This window comes from Tessaracoccus luoxuelianae (assembly GCF_055326245.1).
The window spans coordinates 483788-508325 of sequence record NZ_JBUZNO010000002.1; the positions used below are offsets into that span (position 1 = coordinate 483788).

Below are 24538 nucleotides of genomic sequence, written 5' to 3' on the forward strand. Positions count from 1 at the left end.
GTACTCTTGGGCCTCGTGATCACCCGCCCGCCGCTGCCGTTCCTGGTGTCCGCGGCGCTGGCCGTCGGGTCCGGGCTGCTCACCGGCGCGGGACAGGCGCCGATGGGGATCTGGCCGGCGACCCTGGTGGGCGTGGCGCTGTTCACCTGGCTGATGGTGGATCGTCGGCCCCGCTCCGCCTTCGGCCTCGGCTACCTCGCCGGCCTGGCGATGAACACGCTGACGGTGTCCTGGATCTCGGTCCTGGGGGTGGGCGTGGGCGTGGCGTTGGTGGCGTTCCTGTCGCTGTGGTGGGGGGTGCTCGCGCTCGCGGTGTCGTGGCTGCTCAAGCTCCGCGCATGGCCGCTCCTGGTGCCCGCCGCGTGGGTGGCGGTGGAGTACGTCTCCGGCAAGGTGCCGTTCGGAGGATTCTCCTGGGCGCGGCTCGGCTACACGACGGTGGACCAACCCATGTCGGGTCTGCTCGCCTGGGTGGGCGTCACCGGGGTCGGCTACCTGGTGGCGTTGGTGGCGCAAGCGCTTCTTCTGGCCTGGTCGTCGCCCAGCCGGCGGACGGTGGCGCTGGCGGGGGTCGCCGGTGTATTCGCGCTGGGGGGACTCGCGCACCTGGTGCCGCAGTCCGAGCCGGTCGACGAGGTGAAGGTGGCCATGGTTCAGCCGGCCGTCAACCGGGCTGAGAAGGGCACCGACACCTACGCCCGCTCCGTCACCAACAATGCGCTCAGCGAGACCATCTTCGCGCTTTCCGAGGCCCGCGTGGGCGGCCACGAGGTTGACTTCGTGTTGTGGCCCGAGAACGCCACCGATGTGGATCCGGAGGCCGACGCCGCCACGCGAGGCCTCGTCGAGCTCTCCGTGCGGCTGGCTGGGGCGCCCGTCTTCGTGGGGGCCGTCACCGACGGGCCGGTACCGGACTCGCGTCAGACCTCCAGCATCTGGTGGCATCCCGACACCGGTCCGGGTGCCGTCTACCACAAACGAGACCTGGTTCCCTTCGGCGAATGGATCCCCTTCCGCGACGTCCTGCTGCCCCGGCTCCCGATCCTTGAGCAGATCGGCCGGCAATCGATCCCGGGGGAGGGGCCCGGAGTGGTGTCGGCCCCCACGGAACGGTTCCCGGACCTCGTGGTAGGCACCATCATCTGTTTCGAGCTGGCCTACGACGACACCTCCTACGACCTGGTCCGGCACGGGGCGCAGGTGGTCGTGTCGCAGTCCAACACCAACACCTACGCCGGCACGTTCGAGCCGCACCAGCAGCTGGTCATCAACCGCGTCCGGGCGATGGAACTGGGCCGCGAGGTGGCGGTCTCCACACTCAACTCGCTCTCCGCGGTCGTCGACACCCGTGGGCGCGTGCAGGAGGTCACCGCCGAATACCAGGCGGACAGCCTGCTCACCTCCCTCCCGCTGCGCACCAACGTCAACCTCTCGGTGCTGCTCAGCCCCTGGCTGGCGTGGGTTGCCGTGGCAGCAACCGCCGGTGGCATCGTCGCCGCCCTGGGGCCGCGCCGAGGTGGGGCCCGGTAGCATGGCAAAGACACCACAACAGGAAAGAAGTGTTCCATGACCAGTCAGGACGCGCTCGAGCGAGTTCTCGTGATCATCCCGACCTACAACGAGTCACAGAACATCGAGAGCATCGCCACCAGGATCCGCCGGGCCGTCCCGCAGGCCCACATCCTCGTCGCGGACGACAACTCCCCGGACGGCACCGGAGCTATTGCGGACCGGCTGGCGGAGGCCGACGAACAGATCCACGTGATGCACCGCAAGGGGAAGGAAGGCCTGGGCGCCGCCTACCTGGCCGGTTTCCACTGGGGCCTCGACGAGGGCTTCGGCGTGCTGATCTCGCACGACGCCGACGGCTCCCACCAGCCCGAGGAGTTGCCGAGGCTGCTGCGCGCCATCAGCGCGGGCGCGGACATGGTCAAGGGCTCGCGCTGGGTCAAGGGCGGCTCTGTGGTCAACTGGCCGAAGTCGCGCGAGTTCATCTCGAAGGGCGGCTCGCTGTGGACGCGGTTGTGGCTGGGTATCCCGGTCAAGGACGCCACCGGCGGCTTCAACGCCTACCGCGCCTCCACGCTGCGCGGCATCAGCCTCGACGAGGTGGCCTCGGCCGGGTACTGCTTCCAGATCGACCTGGTCTGGCGCGCGCTCAAGTCCGGCTTCACCGTCGTCGAGGTCCCGATCGAATTCGTGGAGCGGGAGTTCGGGGATTCCAAGATGAGCCGCAGCATCGTGATCGAGGCGTTGATCCGGACCACACTCTGGGGCATCGACCACCGGCTGGGTCAGCTCACCGGGGGCGTCAGGCGTGCGATCACCGGCCGAAGGGCTGCGTGAGCGCCGTGGATCCGCGCAAGGGAGCCCTACGGCTCGCGCTCATGGGACTGACGGTCTTCGGCCTCGTCTTCGCGGAGATCGCCGCCATCCTGTGGGTCGCCGGCGAAATCGGTTGGTGGACGTTGGCCATCCTCTCGGCCACCACCGTGCTGGGCATCTACCTCCTTCAGCGTGAATGGCGGAAGGCCTGGGGCGCCCTGTCAGCGGCGCTGACCTCTGGGCAGCTGCCATCTGGCCAGTTGGCCGACGCATCGCTGGTGCTGATGGGCGGCGTGCTGCTCGTCGTGCCGGGCCTGCTCACGGACGTGGCCGGACTGCTTCTGCTGCTGCCGTTCACGCGCCCCTTCATCCGGTCGGGCATCGCGTGGTGGGCCTCCAAGACGATGCAGCGCTCAGGCGCGGCGCCCACCGTCATCCGAGGCGACGTGGTGACCGAAACGGTGACCTGGATCCCGGTCATCAACCCGTCGAGCAACGAAAACGACACGATCCGCGGGGAGGTCGTCGAGGACGACCGGCCCGCGGACCGTGATCGGGGAAAGGGTCAGTAGATCCTGTCGGACTCGCGCAGCTTGGTCAGCTGCTCGTTGAGGATGTCTTCGAGCTCCGGGATCGAGCGACGCTCCCGCAGCATGTCCCAGTGGGTGCGTGCCGGTTTGGTCTGCTTCTCCTCGCCCACCACACCGTCAGAACGCACCGCGATCGATCCACACTTCTTGCACTCCCACTCGGTGGGGAGTTCCGCTTCCAGGGCGAAGGTCACCGTGAAATGGTGATCCTTCGGGCAGTCGAACGCCAGCTTCCGGCGCTCGGCGAATTCGATGCCCTGCTCGTCTTCGAACGTCTTGGAGCCCAGCCCCATGCCGCGCAGCGCACGATCAGCCATGTTTGCCTCCTTCGTCTGCTTCACCAACGAACCGGGGCGCCGATTCGTTCCTCAGCCGTTATCGAGTAGACCACATCCCCCGAGCCCGGAGAACCTCTTTGAGCAAATCCGGCCGATCCGTGACGATGCCGTCGACGCCCCAGTCGATCAGACGGTGCATCGTGGTCGGCTCGTCGATGGTCCACACGTGGATCTTCCGTCCTGCGCGGTGAATTCTGGCGATGTTCCGCGGTGTGACGATGTCCATCATCACCGGCCCGACCGGGTGGTTGAGCGGCACCTGGAACACGGGGCCGCCCAGCATGACGGCCGTCAGTGCCATGGCGGCCACGCCCGTGCGGGACACCGCCGTGGGGACCTGGGGGAGTATCGACCGGAACCGGCGGATGGCCGAACGGGAAAAGGAGCCCACGCAGACACGCCGCTCCGCGCCATGTCTGCGGATGCATTCGGCCAGCGGCACCACGGCCGTCACATGCTTGATGTCGATGTTGAAGCTGCACGAGGGAAACGTCTCGAACAACTCGGCCAACGTGGGGATCGGCTCGCGTCCGCCCACCCTCAGGCTCTGCAGCTCCTTCAACCGCAGGGACCTCAGCGAGCCGGCCTCGTCCGTCACGCGGGAGACATCATCGTCGTGGAACGCGACGAGGTGGCCGTCGATGGTGGCGTGCACATCGGTCTCCAGATAGCGGAAGCCGAGGGCGACGGCATTGGTGAAGGCGCGCACCGTGTTCTCGATGCCCAGGTTCGCGGTCAGCAGTGCCCCGCCGCGGTGGGCCATCGGGATGAACTGGGGGGACAGGTAGTCCTCGTGCACACCGGCCATAGCGTGGCAGTTTAGTGTCCTGACTGTGGGTTTCGCTACGAGTGCAAAGATGTGCCAATGACCACGGTTGTCTCCATCCAGTCCGCTGTCGCCTACGGCCACGCCGGAAACTCCTCCGCAGTCTTCCCGCTCCAGCGCGCGGGGGTCGACGTCTGGCCTGTCTACACCGTCAACTTCTCCAACCACACCGGCTACGGGTCGTGGCGAGGACCCCTGATCCCAGCCTCCGACGTGTGGGAGGTTGTGCAGGGAATCGACGAGCGTGGCGTCCTCGGTGTCGTCGACGCGCTGCTGTGCGGCTACCAGGGCACACCCGAGGTGGGGCAGGTCATCCTGGACACGGCCGAGCTGATCAAGGCGCAGAGCCCCGGGGCCGTCTTCTGCGCGGATCCGGTGATGGGCGACGTCGACCGGGGTTTCTATGCCCGGCCCGGGATCCCGGAGTTCTGGCGCGACCACGTGGTCCAGCGCGCCGACATCATGACTCCCAACCTGTTCGAGCTGGAGTTCCTCACGGGACATCCCACGCACACCACCGCGGACGTCCTCACAGCGATCGCGGAACTGCGAGCCCGCGGCCCTCAGGTGGTCGTCGTGACCTCGGTGGTGGGCTCCGACGCATCCGCGGACGCCATGCGCATGATCGGTGTCGGCCCCGACGGGGCGTGGCAGGTGGAGACCCCGGTCCTGGACCGCAAGTTCACCGGATCGGGTGACCTCACCACCGCCATGTTCCTGGCCCACTGGTTGCGCACGCGCGATGTGGGCGCCGCGTTGGGTGCCACGGCCTCGATCGTGTACTCGGTCCTCGACGCCACCACCACCGCCGGGCACCCCGAGCTCCGCCTGGTGGATGCGCAGTCTGACATCGTGGCCCCGCGGCACGTGTTCGAGGCCCGCCGCGTGGGGTGAGCGAAGCCCTCAGTCGTCGGTGTCCGGCGTGCCCCAGAACACATTGATGCTCGCGCCCAGCTTGTTGAGCCTCTGGGGAAGATCCTCGTAACCCCGGTTGATCACATAGACGTCCATCAGGTTCGTGGTCCCGCGGGCCGCCAGGGCGGCCAGCAACAGGCAGACCGCCGGCCGCAGCGCCGGCGGGGACTCGACCTCGCGGGCCCGCCACTTGGTGGGGCCCAGGATCAGCAGCCGATGGGCGTCCATCAGCTGGATGTTGGCCCCCAGATCGGAGAGCTTCTTCAGATGAATGGCCCGGTTGTCGTAGACCCAGTCGTAGATGACGCTCTGGCCCGTCGCGGTGGCGCAGATGACTGCGAAGAACGGCAGGTTGTCGATGTTGAGCCCCGGGAACGGCATCGGGTGGATCTTGTCCAGGGGGGCGGTGAGGTCCGACGGCTTGACCGTCACGTCGACAAGGCGTGTCTTGCCGTTGCGGCTGCGGTACTCCTCGGAGAGTTCCAGGCGTTGGCCCATCTCGTCCAGGATCGCGAACTCCACCTCGAGGAACTCGATGGGGCAGCGCCGCACCGTGATCTCCGACCTGGTCACGATTCCGGCGGTGAGCAGGCTCATCGCCTCGATCGGGTCCTCCGAGATGTGGTATTCGACGTCGGCCTCGATGTGCTCCTGACCCGTGACGGTCAGGGTGGTGGTGCCGACCCCCTCGATGGTGACGCCCAACTGCTGGAGGTAGAAGCACAGGTCCTGGACCATGTAATTGCCGGAGGCGTTGCGCAACGTGGTGATTCCGGGGGTGCGGGCGGCGGCCATGATGGCGTTCTCGGTGACGGTGTCTCCGCGCTCGATCAGGGTGATGGAGCGCTCGCCGTCCGGGATCTTCTCGACGACGGCGTGGTAGTTGCCCTCGGTCGCTTCAACTGTCAGGCCCATCTTGTGGAGCGCAGACATGTGCGGATGGACGGTTCGGGCACCCAGGTCGCAGCCGCCCGCGTACGGGAGGAGGAACTGGTCGAAGTCGTGCATCAGCGGTCCCAGCAGCATCAGGATACTGCGGGTGCGCTTGGCGGCCCGGGCGTCGATGTTCTCCGGCCTGAGTTCGGCCGGGCGGATGATCTCCAGGTCGTTGTCGCCGATCCAGGTGAGGTTCACCCCGATGGAGGTCAGCACCTCACTGATGCGGTCCACCTCCTCGATCCTGGCGATGCCCCGCAGGACCGTGCGGCCCTGATTGAGCAGGCTGGCGCACAGGATGGCCATGGCCGCGTTCTTGCTGGTCCGCACGTCGATGTCGCCCGACAGCTTTGTCGGGCCCTGGATCTCGAAGTTCACGTTGCCCTGAGTGGCCGTCTGGATCAACGGCATCTCGAGCGCCTCCGCCAGGCGGGTGATCATGCTGAGCGAGAGGTTCTGCTGCCCGTTCTCGATGCGGTGGACCGCGCTCTGGACGGTGCCCAGCTCGTCTGCCAGCCTCTGCTGCGACCATCCCCGGGCGAGGCGGGCCTCGCGGATCATGCGTCCGATGGACTTGCTCGTTGCGCTCATCGGGTCAGGTTATCTCACGGGTGAGATAGCGTCACAGGTTTGGAGAAGAGGGCAGCGGTGGGGTGCCACCAGGGCACTAGAGTGGGCGCCATGAGCTCTGAATATGACGTCGTCGTCCTCGGTGCCGGCCCCGGCGGTTATGTGGCCGCCATCCGCGCCTCCCAGCTGGGACTCAAGGTAGCCGTGATCGAGAAGCAGTACTGGGGCGGGGTGTGCCTCAACATCGGCTGCATCCCCACCAAGTCGCTCCTGCGCAACGCCGAACTGGCGCACATCTTCACCCACGAGGCGGACACCTTCGGCATCGAGGGGCAGGTGAGCTTCAACTACGGCAAGGCGTTCAAGCGCAGCCGTCAGGTCTCGGAGCGCATGACCAAGGGCATCCACTACCTGATGAAGAAGAACAAGATCACCGAGATCGACGGCTGGGGCACCTTCCTTGACGACCACCGGATCGAGGTGGCCGGCAACGACGGCCAGAAGCAGACACTCACCTTCACAAACGCCATCATCGCGGCCGGCGCCACCACGCGGCTGCTCCCGGGCACGCAGCTCTCCGCCAACGTCGTGACCTACGAGGAGCAGATCCTCGCCGACGACGTGCCGGGGTCGATCATCATCGGCGGCTCGGGCGCCATCGGCACCGAGTTCGCGTTCGTGCTCAGCCAGTTCGGCACGAAGGTGACCATCGTCGAGTACCTGGACCGGATGGTCCCCACCGAGGACGCGGAGATCTCCGCCGAGCTGGCCAAGGCATACAAGAAGCTCGGCGTCACCGTCCTCACCTCCACCAAGGTCGAGGGGATCGAAGACACCGGAACCGGAGTCAAGGTGACGGTCAGCCCCGCCGCCGGCGGAGAGCAGAAGGTCCTGGAGGCTGACCGGTTCCTCTCGGCCATCGGTTTCGCCCCCCGGGTGGACGGCTTCGGCCTCGAGGCCACGGGCGTGACGTTGACGGATCGCAAGGCGATCGCCATCGACGACTACATGCGCACCTCGGTGCCCCACATCTACGCCATCGGGGACTGCACCGGCAAGATGATGCTGGCCCACACCGCCGAGGCACAGGGCGTTGTGGCCGCCGAAACCATCGCCGGCGCGGAGACCCATCCCATCAACTACGACATGATCCCGCGTGCCACCTACTGCCAGCCGCAGATCGCCTCCTTCGGCTACACCGAGCAGCAGGCCAAGGACAAGGGCTACGACGTCAAGGTGTCCAAGTTCCCCTTCGCCGCCAACGGCAAGGCGTGGGGTCTGGGGGAGGGGGTCGGCTTCGTCAAGATCGTCGCGGACGCCCGTTACAACGAGCTCCTGGGCGCCCACATGATCGGCCCGGATGTCACCGAGTTGCTGCCCGAGCTCACGCTCGCGCAGGCCTACGACCTCACGGCGGAAGACATCAGCCGCAACATCCACGCTCACCCCACGCTGTCGGAGGCCATCAAGGAGGCGGTGGAGGGCATCGCCGGTCACATGATCAACTACTGACATCGTGACCGTCTCGTTCTCCCTGCGTGACCAGGTCGCCCTGGTCACCGGTGCCTCCAAGGGCATCGGCCAGGCGATCGCCGTGGCGCTCGCCGAGGCCGGCGCCCGCGTCGCCTGCAGCGCGCGAGCCGAGGAGAGCCTCACCGAGACCCTGGGCCTCATCTCCGACGTCGGAGGCCTCGGGGTCCCCGTCGCGTGGGATGTCCGTGACCCTGAGGCGGCCGGGCCCGCCGTTTCCTCCGTGGAGGAGCGCCTGGGCCCGCTCCGCCTCGCCGTCAACAACGCCGGCATCGGCGCGGGCACCCCGGCGCTGGAGCTGACACCGGACCAGTGGCGCTCGGTCTACGCCACCAATGTCGACGGCGTGTTCTGGTCATGCCAGGCGCAGGCCCGTGCCATGCAGGCACACGGTGAGGGGGGAGGAATCGTCAACATCGCCTCGATCTCGGGCCACATCGCCAACCGTAACCTCACGCAGGCGCAGTACAACTCCGGCAAGGCAGCGGTCATCCACCTCACGAAATCGCTCGCCGTCGAGTGGGCGGGCCTCGGGATCCGCGTCAACGCGGTCAGCCCCGGCTACACACTGACGCCCATGAACCAGCGCCCGGAGGTGGCCGATCTTGTGCTGGAGTTCGCCGACAGCACACCCCTGGGCCGGTTGGCGACCCCCGAAGAGATCGCCGGTCCGGTGCTGTTCCTCCTGAGTCCCGCAGCCAGCTACATCACAGGTGCGGACCTGCTGGTCGACGGAGGCTACTGCTGCTGGTAGCCGCCGACCAGCGCCTAGGGTGGGGCCATGGAGCAACGCAGCGTCGGCACATCAGGGTTGAAGGTCAGCGTCGTCGGGATGGGGTGCAACAACTTCTCCCGGCCGGGAACCGCCACGGAGTCCCTTGAGCAGAGCGTGCGGGTCATCGGCGCAGCCATCGACCAGGGAGTCACGTTCTTCGACGGCGCCGACATCTACGGTGGTGCCCCGGGACGCAGCGAGGAGTTCCTCGGCGTTGCGCTGCGGGGCAAACGGGATCAGGTGGTGATGGCCACCAAATTCGGGCATCAGGACTTCACGATGCCCGGCTCCGAGGCTTGGGGCCCGAAGGGCGCGAGGCGCTATGTCCGCTCGGCCGTCGAGGCCTCCCTGTCGCGGCTCCAGACGGACTGGATCGACCTCCTGCAGATGCACACCCCGGATCCGGAGACCCCCATTGAGGAGACCCTGGAGGTCCTGACGGACCTGGTGGGCGAGGGCAAGGTTCGCTTCATCGGGCACTCCAACTTCACCGGGGACATGGCGCGCGAGGCCGCAGAGATTACCGTGGCGGAGGGCCTCGAGTCCTTCGTCTCGGCCCAGAACGAATACTCGCTTCTGGCCCGCGACATCGAAAACGACCTTCTTCCGGCGGCCGTGGACCTGGGGCTCGGCGTCTTCCCCTACTTCCCGCTGGCCAACGGACTCCTCACGGGCAAGTACACCCGCGACGGTGGCGGCGAGGGGCGGATGCGTTCCATCAAGTCCGCCCAGCTGGCGGGCGTGGACTGGGATCTGCTCGAGCGCTACCGGCGGTTGTGCGAACGCGCCGGTCACACGATGCTGGAGGTGACCGTCCAGTGGCTGCTCGGCCAGCCGTCCATCACCTCGGTGATCGCCGGCGCGACGCTGGTGGAGCAGGTGGCGCAGAATGCCGCCGCCGGGTCCGCCGCGGTCCCGGACGGGGTGCTGGACGCCGTCGACGAGATGTTCGCCCCCTGACCGGATTCAGTGGGACGTGATGGTCACGGAGTGGGAGACGTGGTCGATGACGAAGGTCACATCGCCCCGCTGGACGACTTCCGTGCCGGGCTCCGGGGCGGCCTCCACGGGCCTGGCAGCCAGGCGCGCAAGGGAGCGCAGGCCCTCGTCGTCGGGGATGGTCGCCACGTAGATGGCCCTCCCCGCGCCCAGCGTGCGCATCGTGACGGCCGGCCTGGCGTCCGCGCGGCCTCCCTCGAAGCTCGCCAGGACCTCGGCGGTGTCCACCGTCAACTCCTCCGCACAGTGCGTGCCCTCGAATCTTCCGAGTGACCCCGCCACTGGTGCGCTCTGCTGGCCAGGCGGAGTCAGCGCCAAGGCACCGAAATCGGTCACGCGCATCCCGAAACTCTCGCCGAGGAGAGTGGTGAAGCCACCGGCACGGAACCTGTCGTGTTCGTCCACGATGTCACTGAAGGGCCCCGTCACCACGGTGCCTCCCCGCTCCAGCACGGACAGTATGCCTTGGGCGGCGTGCTCGGTGAGCAGGTAGAGCAGGGGGGCGAAGACGGTGTCGTAGTGGCCGAGGTCCGCCTCCGCGTCGACGACGTCCACCAGCACGCCCAGATCGAGAAGTGCCGAGTGCCAGCGCTGAATCTGGGCCAGATAGTCCAGCGTCACCGGATGGTCCGGCTGCTCGATCGCCCACCTGTTCTCCCAGTCGTAGACCAGCGCCACCCGTGCCCGAAGCCGGCCGAGAGGCGGCAACTCCTCCAGCGCCGCGCCCAAACCGACGACCTCGCGCCACGTCCGCGTTCCCGTGCCCGCATGGGGAAGCATCGCGGAGTGGAACTTCTCCGAACCCGCGCTCGACTGCCGCCACTGGAAGAACATCACGCCGTCCGCCCCACGTGCCACGGCCTGCATGCTCAGGGCGGACATCTCACCGGGCGCCTTGGGCGCATTGCTGGGCCGCCAGTTCACCGCGTTGCTCGCCTGCTCCATGAGGATCCAGGGCGTGTCCGGCTTGAGTGAGCGGATCAGATCCCTGGTGAATGCCGCCGAGCGCCACGCGTCGGGGTCGTTGGGATCCGGGTAGCTGTCGTCGGAGATCACGTCCAGATGGGGTGCCCAGCGGTGGTAGTCCAGCGGCTCGAACGCCCCCATGAAGTTGGTGGTCACGGGCTGCGTGGCCCCTGCGTCCCGAATGATGCCCTTCTCCATGAGGTACAGGTCCAGAAGGGCGTCGGAGGTGAAGCGCTTGAAGTCCAGCACCCCGGCCGGATTGAGGCTGTAGGGCGCCTTGCGCGGGGGGACGATCTCGTCGAAGGATCCGTAACGCTGGGACCAGAAGGCGGTGCCCCAGGCGCGGTTGAGATCCTCGATGCCCGCGTAGCGCTCGGCCAGCCACACGCGGAAGCCGCGGGCTGCGTTGTCGGAGTAGTCCGCGGGGAGGTGGCAGCCGAACTCGTTGTTGACGTGCCACAACTGCACCGCCGGGTGCGACGCGTAGTGCTCGGCGATGGCGGCGACCAACTCCCCGGCCAGCCGCCGATAGTCCGGTGAGGTGGGGGCGTAGGCCTGGCGGCTGCCATGCCAGAACCGGGACCCGTCACGGTCCTCGGGGAGCGCCGACGGGTACCTGATGCCCAGCCACGGCGGCGGCGAGGCCGTGGCCGTGGCCAGGCACACACCGATCCCGTGCGCGTGGAGAATGTCGAGCACCCTGTCCAGCCAGACGAAGTCGAACACGCCCTCGCTGGGCTGGATCCTGGCCCAGGAGAAGATCCCGACGCTGACCAGATTCACCCGCGCCTCACGCATGAGGCGGGCGTCCTCGAGCCACACCTCCTCGGGCCACTGCTCCGGGTTGTAATCTCCGCCGTAGTACATCGCCATCGTCCTCGATCGGGGGGCCGGCCCTGCCGAGCCGCTCCGGGCAAGGATAGGGGAGTTGCCCCCCGTCGGCGCAGCGTGGCCCCGGCGGCGATAGGGTGCGCAACACATCGACATCCGAAGGAGCATGTGTGATGCAGATTCTCGCCCCCTGCGCCGGCCAGGTCATCGCGATCACCGACGTGGCGGACCCCGTGTTCAGCGCCCAGACCGTAGGCCCGGGCGTCGGGATCGAACCCGACGGAGGGCGCCAGGTCGTCGTCGCCCCCGCTGACGGAACCCTGCTCAAGGTCAGTCCCCACGCCTTCATCCTCCTCGTGGGAGGGGAGATCGGGATCCTCGTCCACATCGGCATCAACACCGTCAAGCTGGCCGGCCAGGGTTTCGAGGTGCTCGCCGACCAGGGCAGCGACGTGACGGTAGGGACACCCATCGTGGCCTGGGATCCGGCCTCCGTGACGGACCCGTCGATGTCGAGGACCGTGGTGGTGGTCGTCATGGACGCGGAGCCCGACTCGGTCTCCGACGTGGCAGGCGGCACCGTAGCGACGGGTAACCCGCTCTTCACCTGCTGAGACGCGCCCCGATAGTGTCGCGGGGTGAGCCGAATCCACCCCGTCGTCCTGGTGTTGATCGCCATCGCGTCGGTGCAGTTCGGGGCCGCCCTCGCGAAGGGCATCTTCGACGCGGCACACCCCGCCACGCTCGCCTTCCTGCGTGCAGCCATCGCCAGCCTCGTGTTCCTGCTCATCGCCCGCCCGCGGGTCTCGGGCCGGTCCCGAGGGGACTGGCTGGTGGCCACCGGCTACGGGTTGTGCCTGTCCGGGATGAACCTCCTCATCTACCTGAGCATCTCGCGGATCCCGATCGGCCTCGCCGTCACGCTCGAGTTCGTCGGCCCGCTCGGGTTGGCGGTGCTGGGCTCGCGGCGGGCGGTGGATCTCATCTGGGTGGCGCTGGCCGCCGGCGGCGTCGTACTGCTGGGCTCAGCCCCGACGGAGCCCGACCTCATCGGCATCGCCCTCGCGCTGGGAGCGGGCGGACTGTGGGCCTGCTACATCGTCCTGGCCGGCCCGCTCGGCCGCCGCTGGGAGGGCACCAGCGGGCTGACGGTCGGATCGCTGATCGGGGCCGCGGCCCTGGCGGGTCCTGGCGTCGCCCTCGCCGGCGGGTCCCTGGGAGACCCGCGGGTGCTCGTCGTGATCTCGCTCGTGGCGCTGCTCAGCACCGTCATCCCCTACGGCCTGGAGCTGCGTGCCCGTCGCAGCATCGCGGCCGGCACGTTCGGCATCCTGATGAGCCTCGAACCGGCAGCGGCGGCACTGTTCGCGTGGGTGGTGCTGGGAGAATTGCTGCACCCGATCGAGTGGTTGGCGATGGCCGCCGTCATCGCCGCGTCGATCGGGGCCATCCGCACCGCCCGGAGGAGGACACATGACCAAGCCACACGGAGCCACACCGGCGTTGAAGGCGCTTGACGCGGCCGGGGTGAGCTACCGGGTGCATGAGTACGTGCACGATCCCCGGGCCACCAGCTTCGGGCTCGAGGCCGCGACCGCCCTCGGGGTGCCGGCCCGTCGGGTGTTCAAGACGCTGCTCGCCTCCGACGGCGCGGCCTTGGTGGTGGGGGTCGTTCCTGTCGACACCACCCTCGACCTCAAGGCCCTCGCCACCGCCGTCGGGGTCAAGCGCCTGGCCATGGCAGCTCCGGCCGTCGCCGAGCGCTCCACCGGCATGATCATCGGCGGCATCAGCCCGCTCGGGCAGAAGCGCAGCCTGCGCACCGTCGTCGACGCCTCCGCCATGGACCACGACACCGTGCTGGTCTCCGGAGGACGGCGAGGGCTGGATGTGGAGCTGTCGCCCCACGAGCTGGTCCGGCTGACCGGGGCCTCGGTCGCCGTCATCGCGGCGGGGTAGTCTCGAGCCATGACGGAGAACCTCACGTTGACCAACAACGCCGCCGCCAACCGCTACGAGCTCCACCACGGGCACGAGCTCATCGGCCTGATCGACTACCGGATCGACGGGGACGTGGTGGACATGCACCACACCGAGGTGGACCCGGGCCACGGGGGCAACGGGCACGGCAACCGGATCGTTGAGTTCGCGCTGAACGACGCCCGCGAGGCGGGGTTCAAGGTCAGGCCCACCTGTCCCTTCGTCGCCAAGTACCTCCACCGGCACGAGGACTTCTGGGATCTCCGAGCCTGACCCGCCCCTGAGGTGACGCCCACGCCGCTGAGGGGCACAATGGGCCCTGATTCACACTGACCGTCACACCCGAGGGAGCCCCGATGAGTGGAGCCATCACCATCCGCCGCAACGACGACGCGCAACAGGTGACGCTGACCACCACTACCACGGGCCTGGACCTGTTCGGTGATGACCGCAGCGTCGTGGCCATGCGGGTGAGCGGGGAACTTCGTGATCTGGCCGCCGAACTGGTGGAGGGGGACGAGGTGGAGCCGGTGCTGATCGACAGCCCTGAGGGCCTCAGCATCCTGCGCCACTCCGCAGGGCACGTCACCGCGCAGGCGCTGCAGGGCCTCTTCACGGACGCCAAGCTCGGCATCGGCCCTCCCATCACGGACGGCTTCTACTACGACTTCGCCACCGCCCCCCTCACGCCCGAGGACATCAAGTCCATCGAGAAGCAGATGGGCCAGATCGTCAAAGAACGCCAGCGCTTCGTCCGCCGAGTCGTCACCGACGACGAGGCCCGCGCCGAGCTCGCGGCCGAGCCATTCAAGCTGGAACTGGTCGCGGACAAGGGCTCGTCGTCGGACGAGGACGGCTCCAGCGTCGAGGTGGGCGCCGGCGAGCTCACCATTTACGACAACGTCCGACGAGACGGCTCAGTGGCCTGGAAGGACCTGTGCCGCGGACCCCACGTCCCCCACACGGGCTATCTAGGAAACGGTTGGGCGCTGACCCGCACCTCTGCCGCCTACTGGCGCGGTGACCAGCGCAACGCAGGGCTGCAGCGCGTCTACGGCACAGCCTGGCCCTCGAAGGAGGCGCTCCAGGCGTACAAGAACCGCTTGGAGGAGGCAGCCAAGCGTGACCATCGCAAGCTGGGTGTGGAGTTGGACCTGTTCAGCTTCCACGAAATCGTGGGCTCGGGCCTGCCCCTGTTCCACCCCCGCGGCGGCGTCATCAAGCGGGAAATGGAGGACTACGTCCGGGCCCGCCACATCGAGGAGGGGTTCGACTACGTCGGCACCCCGCACATCGCCAAGGAAGAACTGTTCTACACCTCCGGACACCTGCCCTACTACGCCGACGGCATGTTCCCACCGCTACTGGAGGACGCCGAGCGCGACGAGCAGGGTGTCGTCGTCCGGGGGGGCCAGGCCTACCGCCTCAAGGCGATGAACTGCCCCATGCACAACCTGATCTTCGCCTCCCGCGGACGCTCCTACCGTGACCTGCCGCTGCGTTTCTTCGAGTTCGGCACCGTCTATCGCGACGAGAAGTCCGGCGTCATCCAGGGCCTCACCCGGGTGCGGTCGATCACCCAGGATGATTCGCACAGCTACTGCGCCAAGGAACAGGCGCCGGACGAGGTGCGCCACCTGCTCAAGTTCGTGCTGTCGCTCCTCAACGACTTCGGCCTCACAGACTCGGTGCTGGAGGTCTCCACCCGCGACGAGGACGGCAAGAAGAAGGACAAGTTCATCGGCTCGGACGAGCAGTGGGCCGAGGCGACGGCGGTGCTGGACGAGATCGCGGCCGAGTCCGGTCTCCCCATCGTCGCGGACCCCGGCGGCGCGGCCTACTACGGCCCCAAGATCTCCATCCAGGCCAAGGACGCCATCGGGCGCACCTGGCAGATGTCGACCATCCAGTACGACTTCAACCAACCTGAGCGGTTCGGGCTCGAATACACGGCCCCGGACGGCAGCCGCCAGCAGCCGGTGATGATCCATTCGGCCAAGTTCGGTTCCATCGAGCGGTTCATGGGGGTGCTCATCGAGCACTACGCCGGCGCCTTCCCGGCGTGGCTCTCACCGGTTCAGGTGATTGCCATCCCGGTGGCCGCGGAGTTCGACGAGTACCTGGGCGGCGTTGTCGCCCAGCTCCGAGCCAGTGGCGTCCGGGTGGACTTCGACGACTCCGATGACCGCTTCGGCAAGAAGATCCGCAACGCGGCCAAGGAGAAGGCTCCCTTCGTGCTCATCGCTGGTGGCGATGATCGCGACGCAGGCTCGGTGTCATTCCGGTTCCGGGACGGCTCTCAGCGCAACGGCGTGCCCGTGGCGGAGGCGGTGGCCACCGTCGTGGACTTCATCGCCTCGCGATCGAACACCTCCCCGACAGCCGATGCCTGAGTCCGAACCAGAGACCAGCGACGAATTCGCCGGGGTCCCGGACGCCTTCCAGCGGCTGTGGACCCCGCACCGGATGGTCTATATCAAGGGCGATGGCAAGCCACGCAACAAGGGTGAGTGCCCGTTCTGCTCCTCACCGCGCCGCGACGATGCCGAGGGCCTCGTCGTGGCGCGCGGCGAGCATGCCTATGTGGTGATGAACCTGTTCCCCTACGCGCCCGGCCACCTCCTCGTGTGCCCGTACCGTCACGTCGCCGACTACACCGACCTGACTCCTGAAGAGGCCATGGACGTGGCCGCGCTCACGCAGCGGGCGATGACGGTGGTGCGGCGGGTGTCCCGGCCGGACGGGTTCAACATCGGTATCAACCAGGGGGCTGTGGCCGGCGCCGGCATCGGCATGCACCTTCACCAGCACATCGTGCCGCGCTGGTCCGGCGATATGAATTTCCTGCCGATCGTGGCGCAGACCAGGGCGCTGCCGCAACTCATCGGTGAGGCCCGCTCCCTGCTCGCCGAGGCCTGGCGGGCCTGAGGTGAGGTTCAGCGGCGCGGTCTGGGCGGTCGGTGGCCGGCTCCCGCGCCGATGCGGCGACAAGTTGGCGCGGGTCGTGGCACCGGTGGCCGCGCTGATGCCGCTCCGAGGAGTTGCTTCCTGGGAAGCCACCATCGAGCGGGCCAACGGGAGACAGCCCACACGCGCCCAGCGTCGCCTGCTCGTGGAGAACTGGCTGCGCAATCTGCTGTGGTCGTTGAGTCTGGCGCGGTGGTCCGACGAGGAGGTCATGGCGGTCATCGATATCTCCGCCGGGGATGAGGCCAAACTCCACTCCTCGCTCGCTGGTCCGGGTCTCGTGGCGGCTCTGCCGCACATGGGTTCCTGGGACTTTGCCGGCGCCTGGGCCGCCCGCGTCGGCATCCGGGTGGTCAGCGTGGCCGAGCGGCTTCCCGACGGGCTCTTCGAGCGGTTCCGTGACGCCCGGCAGGGCATGGGAATGACGATCTACCCCGTGGACCAACCCGAGCTCATGCACACCCTCGCCGACGACATCCGTGCCGGGCGACTGGTATGTCTGCTGAGCGACCGCGATCTCTCATCGCGCGGCCTCCGTGTCACATGGCCAGAGGCCGGTGAGGTGGGCGTGCCGGCCGGGCCCGCACTGCTCGCAGCCCGCACCGGCGCAGACCTGCGGGTGGTCACCACCGGCTTCCACGGTGGCCGGCTCCGCCTGGAGGTGTCGGACCCGATCCTCGGCGACAGCCCTGAGGCATTGATGCAGGGCGTCGTGGAGCGGTTCGCGTACGCCGTGCGGCGCAGCCCGGAGAATTGGCTCATGTTGCGCCGGATGTTCAGGTGAGCCTTCGGGTGACGCTCGTCTGCCCCTACTCCCTGGACGAACCAGGGGGTGTGGCCACCCACGTGCTCGGCCTCGCCCGCTGGCTCCAGAACGAGGGCCACCGCCCCGTCGTGGTGGCACCGGGGGAGCGGGCCCAGGAGTGGGGCGTCCCGGTGACGTTGCTCGGCGCGACGCACGGGATCCGGTTCAACGGCTCGGTCGCCCACCTGGCGATCCGTCCCGCGCAGGCTCGGGTGGCGGCTCAGGCGGTGATGGGCTCCGACGTCGTCCACGTCCACGAGCCGTTGACGCCAGGGGCGGCCTTTGCTGCGGCCAGGGCGTCGCGGCGCCTGGTTGTCACGCACCACGCCTCCTTCGATCCGGGCCGGGCGGGCGCGCTGATCCGACTCAGGGCCGCGCTCCTCCCCGAACGGGTCACCGTTGCGGTCTCGGAGGCGGCCGCCAGGACCGCACACGCCGTCACCGGCATCGAGCCCCTGATCATCCCCAACGCCATCACGGCGCCGACGATGCCGCGTGCCGACACCCGCGAACCTGGAGGTCGGCCACTGGTGGTCTTCGTGGGCCGGCTGGACGAGCCACGCAAGGGCTATCCACTGTTCGCGACGCTGGCCGACCAGGTACCCGAGGCCGATTTCGCCGCCATCGGTCCGGGGCTGGGGTCCGGGGGCCGGGTGCGCCAGCTCGGACGCCTCGACGACGCGGCCAAAGCCCTGGTGCTGCAGAAAGCCTCCGTGCTGGTGGCGCCCAACCGGTTCGGGGAGAGCTTCGGCATGATCCTGGTGGAAGCGCTGGCCTATGGCTGCGCCGTCGTGGCCACGGACCTGCCCGCGTTCCGTGACGTGGTGGACCATCCCGGCTTCGTGTCCTGGTTCCCTGTCGACGACGTCGCCTCGGCCCGCGTGGCGCTTCGTCGCCGCCTCGCCGCACCCGTCGACCCGACGGCGGCAGGTGCGCTCGTCCGTCGCTACACCTGGCCTGCCGTCGGTCCCCGGATCCTGGATGCGTACGCACTCGTGGCCGGTGCACCCGGCGCTGACGTAGGCTGAGGACGTGCACAGCTCGCCAGTGGTCAAGGAGTGGGACACCGAAGCCGTCCTCACGGTGCCCAACGTGCTGTCGTTCATCAGGTTGCTGGGAATCCCCGTCTTCTGCTGGCTGATCCTGGCCGGCCACGATCTCGCCGCCGTCATCATGCTGGCGGTCTTCGGCGTCACGGACTGGTTCGACGGCTACCTCGCGCGTCGGCTCAAGCAGCGGAGCCGGCTGGGCACCCGATTGGACCCCATCGCGGATCGGCTCTACATCCTCGCCGCAGTGGCGGTGCTCCTGGTCCGCGGCATCGTGCCCTGGTGGTTCCTCCTCATCCTCTTCGCCAGGGACGTCATGCTGGCCGCGCTGGTACCGGTCCTCCGTAGGCACGGGATGCTGGCGCTTCCCGTCAACCTCGCGGGCAAGGCGGGCACCATGCTCCTCCTTCTCGCGCTGCCCCTGATTCTGCTCGGCTCCGCCACCTCCCTGAACCTTGTCTGGGCCCACTACGCGGGTTGGATCCTCGGCGCGCTCGGCGCGGTGGTCTACTGGGCCGCCGGACTCCTCTACGTCCGCGCCACGCTGCAGCTGCACAGGGGCGCTTCGTGAGGCGTCCCGACGCCAGCATGAGCCTCCTCACCGACATCCAGGCAGACGCGCTGGAGCCCGGTTATCGCCAGCAGACGCAGCGGAGGCCCAGCCGCAGCCGGCTCCTCATCGCGGTCGCCCTGGTCAGCGTCCTGGTCACGGTCGCCGCCCTGCAGACCACCCGCGGCGCGGGAGACATCGCCGCCCAACGCACAGAACTCCTGGACCGGGTGGCGGCCGCTCGGGCCCGTCAGGACGAGTTGGCCGTCCTCTCAGCTGAGTTGGGGGCCGAAGTGCGCGAACTCAGCGAGCGTGCGCTGGGAGATCCGGTCGAGCGGCAACGCCTCGCCGACGCCGAGTTGTCGGCAGGCAGCCTCCCGGTGAGCGGTCCCGGCATCGTGGTCACCGTCGATGATGCCCCCGAAGCCACCCAGTCGCAGGGTCTGGTGCTCGACAGCGACCTCAGCCGCCTGGTCAACGGCCTGTGGGAAGCCGGCGCCGAGGCGGTCTCCATCAACGGGCGCCGGATGAGTGCGCTGACCCCCATCCGGGGGGCGGGGGCCGCCATCACCGTGGACTTCGTCTCCCTCAGCCCTCCCTACCGGGTGGAGGCCATTGGCGACTCCCGCACCCTCCCGGCCCGCTTCAACGAGACGGCCGCCGCGGCGTGGTGGCAGTTCCTCACCATGAACTACGGCCTGACCATGGACATCGAAGCCTCCGATGAGGACCTTCAACTGGAAGCCGATCCCGGAATGACCATCCGCTATGCCACCACGGCCGGCACCGACGAGGAGAACTGACGTGTTTGCGATCTTGGGACTGGTGGCAGGGGTGGTCGTGGGACTACTGCTGCAGCCCACGTTGCCTCCCGTGCTGGCCCCGTACCTTCCCATTGCCATCGTCGCGGCCTTCGACGCCATCCTCGGCGCGACCCGGGCCTATCTCGAAGGCATCTTCTCCGATCGGGTGTTCCTGGTCTCCTTCCTCTCCAACGTGGTGATCGCAGGGCTGATCGTCTTTGTCGGGGACCAGATCGGCGTGGGCTCGCAGCTGTCGACAGGAGTGGTCGTCGTCCTGGGAATCCGGATCTTCACCAACGCCGCCGCGATCCGACGGGCGCTGCTGCATGCCTGAGACCAAGGCGCGTCGCGCCACGAGGCAGCAACCGACCGGGCACCTCCGGGCGTTCTTCCGGCCCAGCCGGGGCCAGTTGGTGGCCGGCGTTGCCCTCTTTCTCACCGCCCTCATCGTGGTGCTCACCCTTCGCTCCCAGGCCAACCAGCCCGAGTTCGCGAACGTGCGCCAGGCGGACCTGATCCAGCTGCTGGACAACGTCACCGTCGAGACGCGTCGGCTGGAGGACGAGGTGCGTGAGCTTGAGCAGGCCAGGACGGAGCTCCTCAGCGGCGCTGACAGGGACGAGGCCGCCCGCCTGGAGGCCGCCCGGCGCCTCGAGCAGGCCCAGATCATCGCCGGCACCATCCCCGTGACCGGCCCAGGGATCCGGATCGAGATCAGGGACCCGCAGGGCCGTGTGGGCGCCGAGTTGCTCCTGGACGCCGTGGAGGAACTTCGCGACGCCGGCGCCGAGGTCATCGAGCTCAACGACACCGTCCGGCTCGTGATGCGTTCGTGGTTCAGCACCGACCCCTCGGGACGGGTCACCGCCGACGGTGTCGCGCTGGAGGAGCCCTATGTCATCGAGGCGATCGGCGACCCCGCCACCCTCGAGGCCGGCGCCCGGTTCCGTGGGGGTCTGGTCAGCGAGATCGAGGGCGACCGGGTGGGCGGCCGTGTCCAGATCACACAGTTGGATGCCATCGATATCGACTCCGTGGCCGCACCTGGGGACAACGAGTTCGCCAGACCGCGGTAACGCAGTTGATAGCGGGTGATAAGTTCCTCAGGTAGCGTTGTACGCTCAGCGCCCCACCGATGTCCTAGTGAGGAGTCCCACCCATGAAGTGCCGACAGTGTGGATCTGAAAGCCCGTCGGAGGCGCGGTTCTGCAGTGTCTGCGGCGCCCCACTCACGGACCCCACCGGTGACACCACCACGATGATCCCCGTCACCGCTGACGACAGGCCGGGCGTCGAACTCACCGAGCAGGAGCGCGCCGAGGCCAAGTTGCTGGCCGAGGGGAACGCCCTTCTCGTCGTCAACCGCGGCCCCGGTGACTCCAGCCGATTCCTCATCGACAGCGACATCACCAACGTGGGCCGACACCCGGAGTCGGACATCTTCCTCGACGACATCACGGTCTCGCGCCACCATGCGAAGTTCGTCCGCAGCGGCGGGAAGCTCTACCTGGAAGACCTGGGAAGCCTGAACGGCACCTACGTCAACCGCACGCTGCTCGACGGTCGGACCGTGCTGCGCGAGGGCGACGAGATCCAGATCGGGAAGTACCGTGCCACGATCTCGCTGAGCGAGCCCGGTCTGAGCTGATGCCCGGCGCGGCGCGCACCATCGGCCGCGTACTGGAGATGATCCGGGCCGAATTCCCGGACATCTCCGTATCCAAGCTGAGGTATCTCGAGACGGAAGGCCTGATCTCCCCGGACCGCCAACAGCCTTCGGGCTACCGGAGGTTCAGCCAGCAGGACGTGGACCGGCTGCTCTATGTGCTGCGTGCGCAACGCGACCGCTACCTCCCGCTCAAGGTCATCCGCGAGGAACTTGACGCGCTCGATCGCGGAGAGCAACCTGAGTCACTGGCCTCGGTAAGCGCGGACGAGGAGCCCGCGGCCGAGCGTCGCCAGACGTCGCGCTCCTCCTCGGGCCCCGGCCTCATGACGCGTCGCCAGGTCTTGGGCGAGTCCGGTCTGGGGGAGGCCTCCCTCATCCATCTGGAGCGGCTCAAGATCGTCCAACCCCGCCGCGGGTCCCAGCTGTACGGACGTGAGGCGGTGGCGATCGCCACCGCCGCCAAGAAGCTCGTCGGCTACGGGATCGACCTGCGCCAGCTCAGGGTGATGCAACAGGCCGCCGCGATGGAGGCCGCGGTGGTGGAGCAGGCGCTGGAGCAGTATCAGCGCCGCTCGGGACCGCCGCCGGACGTGGTGACGGACCTCTATCGAGTGGTGATGCAGGCACACGCGGCCCTGCTCCACGGCCAGATCCACTGAGTAGGCTGTGACCATGATCCATCTCGACGTGCTCGGCATCCGCCTGGTCTCCACGGAGGAACCCGCCGTCCTGCTGCTGCAGGAGCGCGGTGGCTCGCGGTGCCTGCCGATCTGGATCGGCACGATCGAGGCCGCGGCCATCGCCAGCGGAATGGAGGGGCCCGAGTCCGCGCGGCCGATGACTCACGACCTCCTCGCGGCACTGCTCCCACTCATCGACCCCGGACAGGGCAGGGTGGAGATCCTCGCCGTCAAGGACGGGGTGTACCGGGCGCAACTTCACCTGGGCGAGCATGTCGTCGACGCCAGGCCGAGCGACTGCGTGGCCATCGCGGTGCGACTGGGATGGGAGATCCAGTGCCCTGCAGCGCTGATGGATGAAGTAGGGGTTGAGGTTGAGGCAGCCCAGACCGACGAGGTCGAGGCCTTCCGCGCGTTCCTCGACAGCGTCAGCGCAGACGACTTCGAAGACGAATAATGCCTAGTCAGATGCCAGATTGCTGCGGCACTGCGAGTCCCGCCAACCAGAGTGCGGTCGTCGGTCCGGCAACTTTCTCAGGGCGGCTCGGGCGTGTCGCGGACCGGTGCCCGCGCGCCCGATTAGCGTCAGCCACGTCGATGATCCATCGCCGCCGTAGGAAGTGAGGGAACGTGACCGAGACGCCAGAGGCCGAGCCGCTGCAAGCCCTGCTCTTCGACGGCGACTTCGCGCCCGTTCCCAGTGACACCGGTTACCGCGGCCCGATCGCCCACCGCGTGGCAGGAATCACCTACCGCCAGCTCGATTACTGGGCTCGGACCGGCTTGGTAGTCCCGTCCATCCGTAACGCCGAAGGCTCCGGTACCCAGCGTCTCTATTCCTTCCGCGACATCCTGCTGCTGCGGGTGGTGAAGCGCTTCCTCGACATCGGGATCTCGCTGCACCAGATCAGGGTGGCCATCGACCACCTTCACACCCGGGGGGTCGACGACCTCACCGAACTCACTCTCGTCAGCGACGGGTTCAGCGTCTACGAGGTGACCTCCGCCAACGAACTGTTCGACCTCACCCGCGGCGGTCAGGGCATGTTCATGATCTCGGTCAGCAGCGTGTGGCGCGAGTTGGAGGGCACCCTTGCGTCCCTGCCGGGGGAGCGCACCGTGGAGTCGGCCGTCGTCGAGACGTCGGATCCCTCCGACGAGCTGGCACAGCGTCGCCGCGCCCGGGTCGTCTGAGCACTCACACGGTCCGAGGCACGGGGGTAAGGTCTGGTCCGTGAAGGACTGGATCGAGAAGGTGACCGCCCACCCCGTCGTTGCCCATGGCATGGCAGCGATGGACCGGTACAACAAGCGGCTCGGCCCCCAGTTCGCCGCAGGAGTCACGTACTTCTCGGTGCTCTCCATGGTCCCCATCCTCATGTTCGCCTTCTCGATGCTGGGCCTGACGCTCACCGTGCTGCGGCCAGATCTGTTGGACCAGATCAAGGAGACCATCGACGCAGAGCTCGGCACCAGCAGCCTCGCCAAGAGCCTCGGGGCCGTGGTCGATGACGCGTTCTCCAACTGGGCCTCGGTCACACTCGTGGCGCTCGCGACCGCCGGCTACTCCGGTTCGAACTGGGTGGGCAACCTGAAACGCGCCGTGCGGGTGATGTGGGCCGACTCGTTCAGCGACGGCGCCTTGAAGGGCAACTTCTTCGTCGAGCTCGCCATCAACCTGGCCATCTTCGTCGGTCTGCTCGCGACGGTGGGGCTGAGCCTGGGCGTCGCCTCGATCGGCGGCGGCTTTTCCAGGCAGGTGATCGAGTGGCTCGGCTGGAGCCATCTCCCAGGGATCGGGTTCGTGTTCCAGGCCGTGGGGCTCGCGCTGAGCCTGGTGGCGAGCTGGATTCTGATCGCCTTCCTCTTTGTGGTGCTCCCCAGGGCCACCGCAGCGCCAAAGGCCTGGCTGACCGGCACCCTGATCGGTGCGGTCTCGGTCACCGCGCTCCAGCAGATCGCGGGCCGGCTGGTGGGAGTGTTCTCACGGAATCCGGCGATCGCCGTCTTCGGCTCCACCATCGTGCTGATGCTTGTGTTCAACATCCTCGCCACCATCATCCTCATGTCGGCTGCATGGGTGGGGACGCACGACGTGTGGGCGGCCGAGCTCGCCCGCAAACGGGCCGACAACACCTCGGACCTCCTTGAGGCGAGCCGCATCGACGTGGACGAGACCCGACCCGCCGGGGCGGCCGGGGCGCCGCGTCGGTGGGCGGCCACGCGAACCCTCGATGACCTGCGCCGCGCCGAGCCCCTGCCGCCCCTGTCGACGGACCCTGAGCGAGGTGTCCGGCAGGACGTAGCAGGCAGGAGCGTCCGGATCGGAGCCACGCTGGGCTACGGGGTGGGTGCGGCCACCGGTCTGGGCCTCGGCGCCGCCCTCGCCACACTGGTGCGTCGACTGGTCGCTCTGAGGCGTCGCTGAACCCAG

Annotated in this window: 28 protein-coding genes; 24 read left to right on the top strand and 4 right to left on the bottom strand. The window is 68.1% G+C overall.

From position 1 onward, the window contains the following. Positions 1-15 precede the first annotated feature (15 nt). The 3 genes from lnt to ACZK39_RS04930 are packed head-to-tail and all read left to right on the top strand — an operon-like array spanning position 16 to position 2897. Entirely contained in the window at positions 16-1530 is a 1515-nt protein-coding gene (gene lnt / locus ACZK39_RS04920; RefSeq protein ID WP_463612687.1) for an apolipoprotein N-acyltransferase, read from the top strand. Between the two features lie 36 nt (positions 1531-1566). Then, positions 1567-2346 (top strand): polyprenol monophosphomannose synthase, encoded by a 780-nt coding sequence (locus ACZK39_RS04925; protein WP_459054370.1) that lies wholly within the window; start codon positions 1567-1569, stop codon positions 2344-2346. Further along, on the top strand, positions 2343-2897 hold the full coding sequence (locus tag ACZK39_RS04930; RefSeq protein WP_463612688.1) for an FxsA family protein: 555 nt from the start codon (positions 2343-2345) through the stop codon (positions 2895-2897). Before ACZK39_RS04925 ends, ACZK39_RS04930 begins: the two co-directional genes overlap by 4 nt. Here ACZK39_RS04930 and ACZK39_RS04935 read toward each other — a convergent pair. Continuing rightward, positions 2891-3232, bottom strand: coding sequence for an RNA polymerase-binding protein RbpA (locus tag ACZK39_RS04935; protein ID WP_182782797.1), 342 nt, complete (start codon positions 3230-3232; stop codon positions 2891-2893). The two genes, ACZK39_RS04930 and ACZK39_RS04935, sit on opposite strands and share 7 nt — an antisense overlap. 58 nt (positions 3233-3290) lie before the next feature. Then, the gene (locus ACZK39_RS04940) at positions 3291-4061 is read right to left on the bottom strand and encodes a glycerophosphodiester phosphodiesterase family protein (RefSeq protein WP_182782798.1); all 771 of its coding nucleotides are present in this window, start codon (positions 4059-4061) and stop codon (positions 3291-3293) included. A gap of 57 nt (positions 4062-4118) precedes the next feature. On the opposite strand from ACZK39_RS04940, the gene pdxY reads away from it, so the two are divergent. After that, complete coding sequence (pdxY, locus tag ACZK39_RS04945) at positions 4119-4973, top strand: pyridoxal kinase PdxY (protein WP_463612689.1); 855 nt, start codon at positions 4119-4121, stop codon at positions 4971-4973. A gap of 9 nt (positions 4974-4982) precedes the next feature. On the opposite strand, the gene relB is transcribed toward pdxY, so the two are convergent. After that, the gene (gene relB, locus ACZK39_RS04950) at positions 4983-6521 is read right to left on the bottom strand and encodes a type II toxin-antitoxin system RelB family anti-toxin (protein ID WP_182782800.1); all 1539 of its coding nucleotides are present in this window, start codon (positions 6519-6521) and stop codon (positions 4983-4985) included. Positions 6522-6611: 90 nt separating this feature from the next. Between relB and lpdA the strand changes: the two genes are divergently transcribed. The 3 genes from lpdA to ACZK39_RS04965 are packed head-to-tail and all read left to right on the top strand — an operon-like array spanning position 6612 to position 9765. Continuing rightward, entirely contained in the window at positions 6612-8012 is a 1401-nt protein-coding gene (gene lpdA, locus ACZK39_RS04955) for a dihydrolipoyl dehydrogenase (RefSeq protein WP_182782801.1), read from the top strand. 4 nt (positions 8013-8016) lie between these two features. After that, the gene (locus tag ACZK39_RS04960) at positions 8017-8784 is read left to right on the top strand and encodes a glucose 1-dehydrogenase (RefSeq protein ID WP_220489312.1); all 768 of its coding nucleotides are present in this window, start codon (positions 8017-8019) and stop codon (positions 8782-8784) included. A gap of 27 nt (positions 8785-8811) precedes the next feature. After that, positions 8812-9765 (top strand): aldo/keto reductase, encoded by a 954-nt coding sequence (locus tag ACZK39_RS04965; protein ID WP_463612690.1) that lies wholly within the window; start codon positions 8812-8814, stop codon positions 9763-9765. A gap of 6 nt (positions 9766-9771) precedes the next feature. Here ACZK39_RS04965 and ACZK39_RS04970 read toward each other — a convergent pair whose 3' ends face one another. Further along, positions 9772-11637, bottom strand: coding sequence for a beta-galactosidase (locus ACZK39_RS04970; protein ID WP_463612691.1), 1866 nt, complete (start codon positions 11635-11637; stop codon positions 9772-9774). Between the two features lie 137 nt (positions 11638-11774). Between ACZK39_RS04970 and ACZK39_RS04975 the strand changes: the two genes are divergently transcribed. The 17 genes from ACZK39_RS04975 (at position 11775) to ACZK39_RS05055 (ending at position 24532) form a co-directional block, all read left to right on the top strand. Beyond that, positions 11775-12215 (top strand): PTS sugar transporter subunit IIA, encoded by a 441-nt coding sequence (locus ACZK39_RS04975; RefSeq protein WP_220489313.1) that lies wholly within the window; start codon positions 11775-11777, stop codon positions 12213-12215. Between the two features lie 24 nt (positions 12216-12239). Beyond that, on the top strand, positions 12240-13118 hold the full coding sequence (locus tag ACZK39_RS04980) for an EamA family transporter (RefSeq protein WP_463612692.1): 879 nt from the start codon (positions 12240-12242) through the stop codon (positions 13116-13118). Next, on the top strand, positions 13075-13560 hold the full coding sequence (gene ybaK / locus ACZK39_RS04985) for a Cys-tRNA(Pro) deacylase (protein ID WP_182782805.1): 486 nt from the start codon (positions 13075-13077) through the stop codon (positions 13558-13560). Before ACZK39_RS04980 ends, ybaK begins: the two co-directional genes overlap by 44 nt. A gap of 9 nt (positions 13561-13569) precedes the next feature. Continuing rightward, positions 13570-13854: a GNAT family N-acetyltransferase gene (locus ACZK39_RS04990; protein WP_182782806.1), complete on the top strand. Its 285-nt coding sequence runs from the start codon at positions 13570-13572 to the stop codon at positions 13852-13854. An 83-nt stretch (positions 13855-13937) separates the two neighbouring features. Continuing rightward, positions 13938-15974: a threonine--tRNA ligase gene (gene thrS / locus ACZK39_RS04995; RefSeq protein ID WP_459054366.1), complete on the top strand. Its 2037-nt coding sequence runs from the start codon at positions 13938-13940 to the stop codon at positions 15972-15974. Continuing rightward, a complete protein-coding gene (locus ACZK39_RS05000; RefSeq protein WP_182799964.1) occupies positions 15967-16509 on the top strand; it encodes an HIT family protein in 543 nt (180 codons plus the stop codon). Before thrS ends, ACZK39_RS05000 begins: the two co-directional genes overlap by 8 nt. Positions 16510-16585: 76 nt before the next feature. Further along, positions 16586-17332: an LpxL/LpxP family acyltransferase gene (locus ACZK39_RS05005; RefSeq protein WP_463612693.1), complete on the top strand. Its 747-nt coding sequence runs from the start codon at positions 16586-16588 to the stop codon at positions 17330-17332. Further along, on the top strand, positions 17329-18381 hold the full coding sequence (locus tag ACZK39_RS05010) for a glycosyltransferase family 4 protein (RefSeq protein ID WP_182782810.1): 1053 nt from the start codon (positions 17329-17331) through the stop codon (positions 18379-18381). The genes ACZK39_RS05005 and ACZK39_RS05010 overlap by 4 nt, the downstream gene beginning before the upstream one ends. 4 nt (positions 18382-18385) lie before the next feature. Then, entirely contained in the window at positions 18386-18973 is a 588-nt protein-coding gene (locus tag ACZK39_RS05015; RefSeq protein WP_370585731.1) for a CDP-alcohol phosphatidyltransferase family protein, read from the top strand. Continuing rightward, positions 18970-19755, top strand: coding sequence for a DUF881 domain-containing protein (locus ACZK39_RS05020; protein WP_463612694.1), 786 nt, complete (start codon positions 18970-18972; stop codon positions 19753-19755). The genes ACZK39_RS05015 and ACZK39_RS05020 overlap by 4 nt, the downstream gene beginning before the upstream one ends. Before the next feature lies 1 nt (position 19756). Beyond that, a complete protein-coding gene (locus tag ACZK39_RS05025) occupies positions 19757-20089 on the top strand; it encodes a small basic family protein (RefSeq protein WP_182782812.1) in 333 nt (110 codons plus the stop codon). Next, on the top strand, positions 20082-20831 hold the full coding sequence (locus tag ACZK39_RS05030; protein ID WP_182782813.1) for a DUF881 domain-containing protein: 750 nt from the start codon (positions 20082-20084) through the stop codon (positions 20829-20831). Before ACZK39_RS05025 ends, ACZK39_RS05030 begins: the two co-directional genes overlap by 8 nt. Before the next feature lie 83 nt (positions 20832-20914). Then, on the top strand, positions 20915-21403 hold the full coding sequence (locus ACZK39_RS05035; protein ID WP_182782814.1) for a double zinc ribbon and FHA domain-containing protein: 489 nt from the start codon (positions 20915-20917) through the stop codon (positions 21401-21403). Then, positions 21403-22083 (top strand): transcriptional regulator FtsR, encoded by a 681-nt coding sequence (ftsR, locus tag ACZK39_RS05040; protein ID WP_182782815.1) that lies wholly within the window; start codon positions 21403-21405, stop codon positions 22081-22083. Before ACZK39_RS05035 ends, ftsR begins: the two co-directional genes overlap by 1 nt. 13 nt (positions 22084-22096) lie before the next feature. Next, the gene (locus ACZK39_RS05045; RefSeq protein WP_459054363.1) at positions 22097-22561 is read left to right on the top strand and encodes a bifunctional nuclease family protein; all 465 of its coding nucleotides are present in this window, start codon (positions 22097-22099) and stop codon (positions 22559-22561) included. Between the two features lie 173 nt (positions 22562-22734). Next, the gene (locus tag ACZK39_RS05050) at positions 22735-23298 is read left to right on the top strand and encodes a MerR family transcriptional regulator (protein ID WP_463612695.1); all 564 of its coding nucleotides are present in this window, start codon (positions 22735-22737) and stop codon (positions 23296-23298) included. Positions 23299-23338: 40 nt separating this feature from the next. Further along, positions 23339-24532, top strand: a complete 1194-nt coding sequence (locus ACZK39_RS05055; RefSeq protein ID WP_463612696.1) for a YhjD/YihY/BrkB family envelope integrity protein — start codon at positions 23339-23341, stop codon at positions 24530-24532. Positions 24533-24538: the final 6 nt, after the last annotated feature.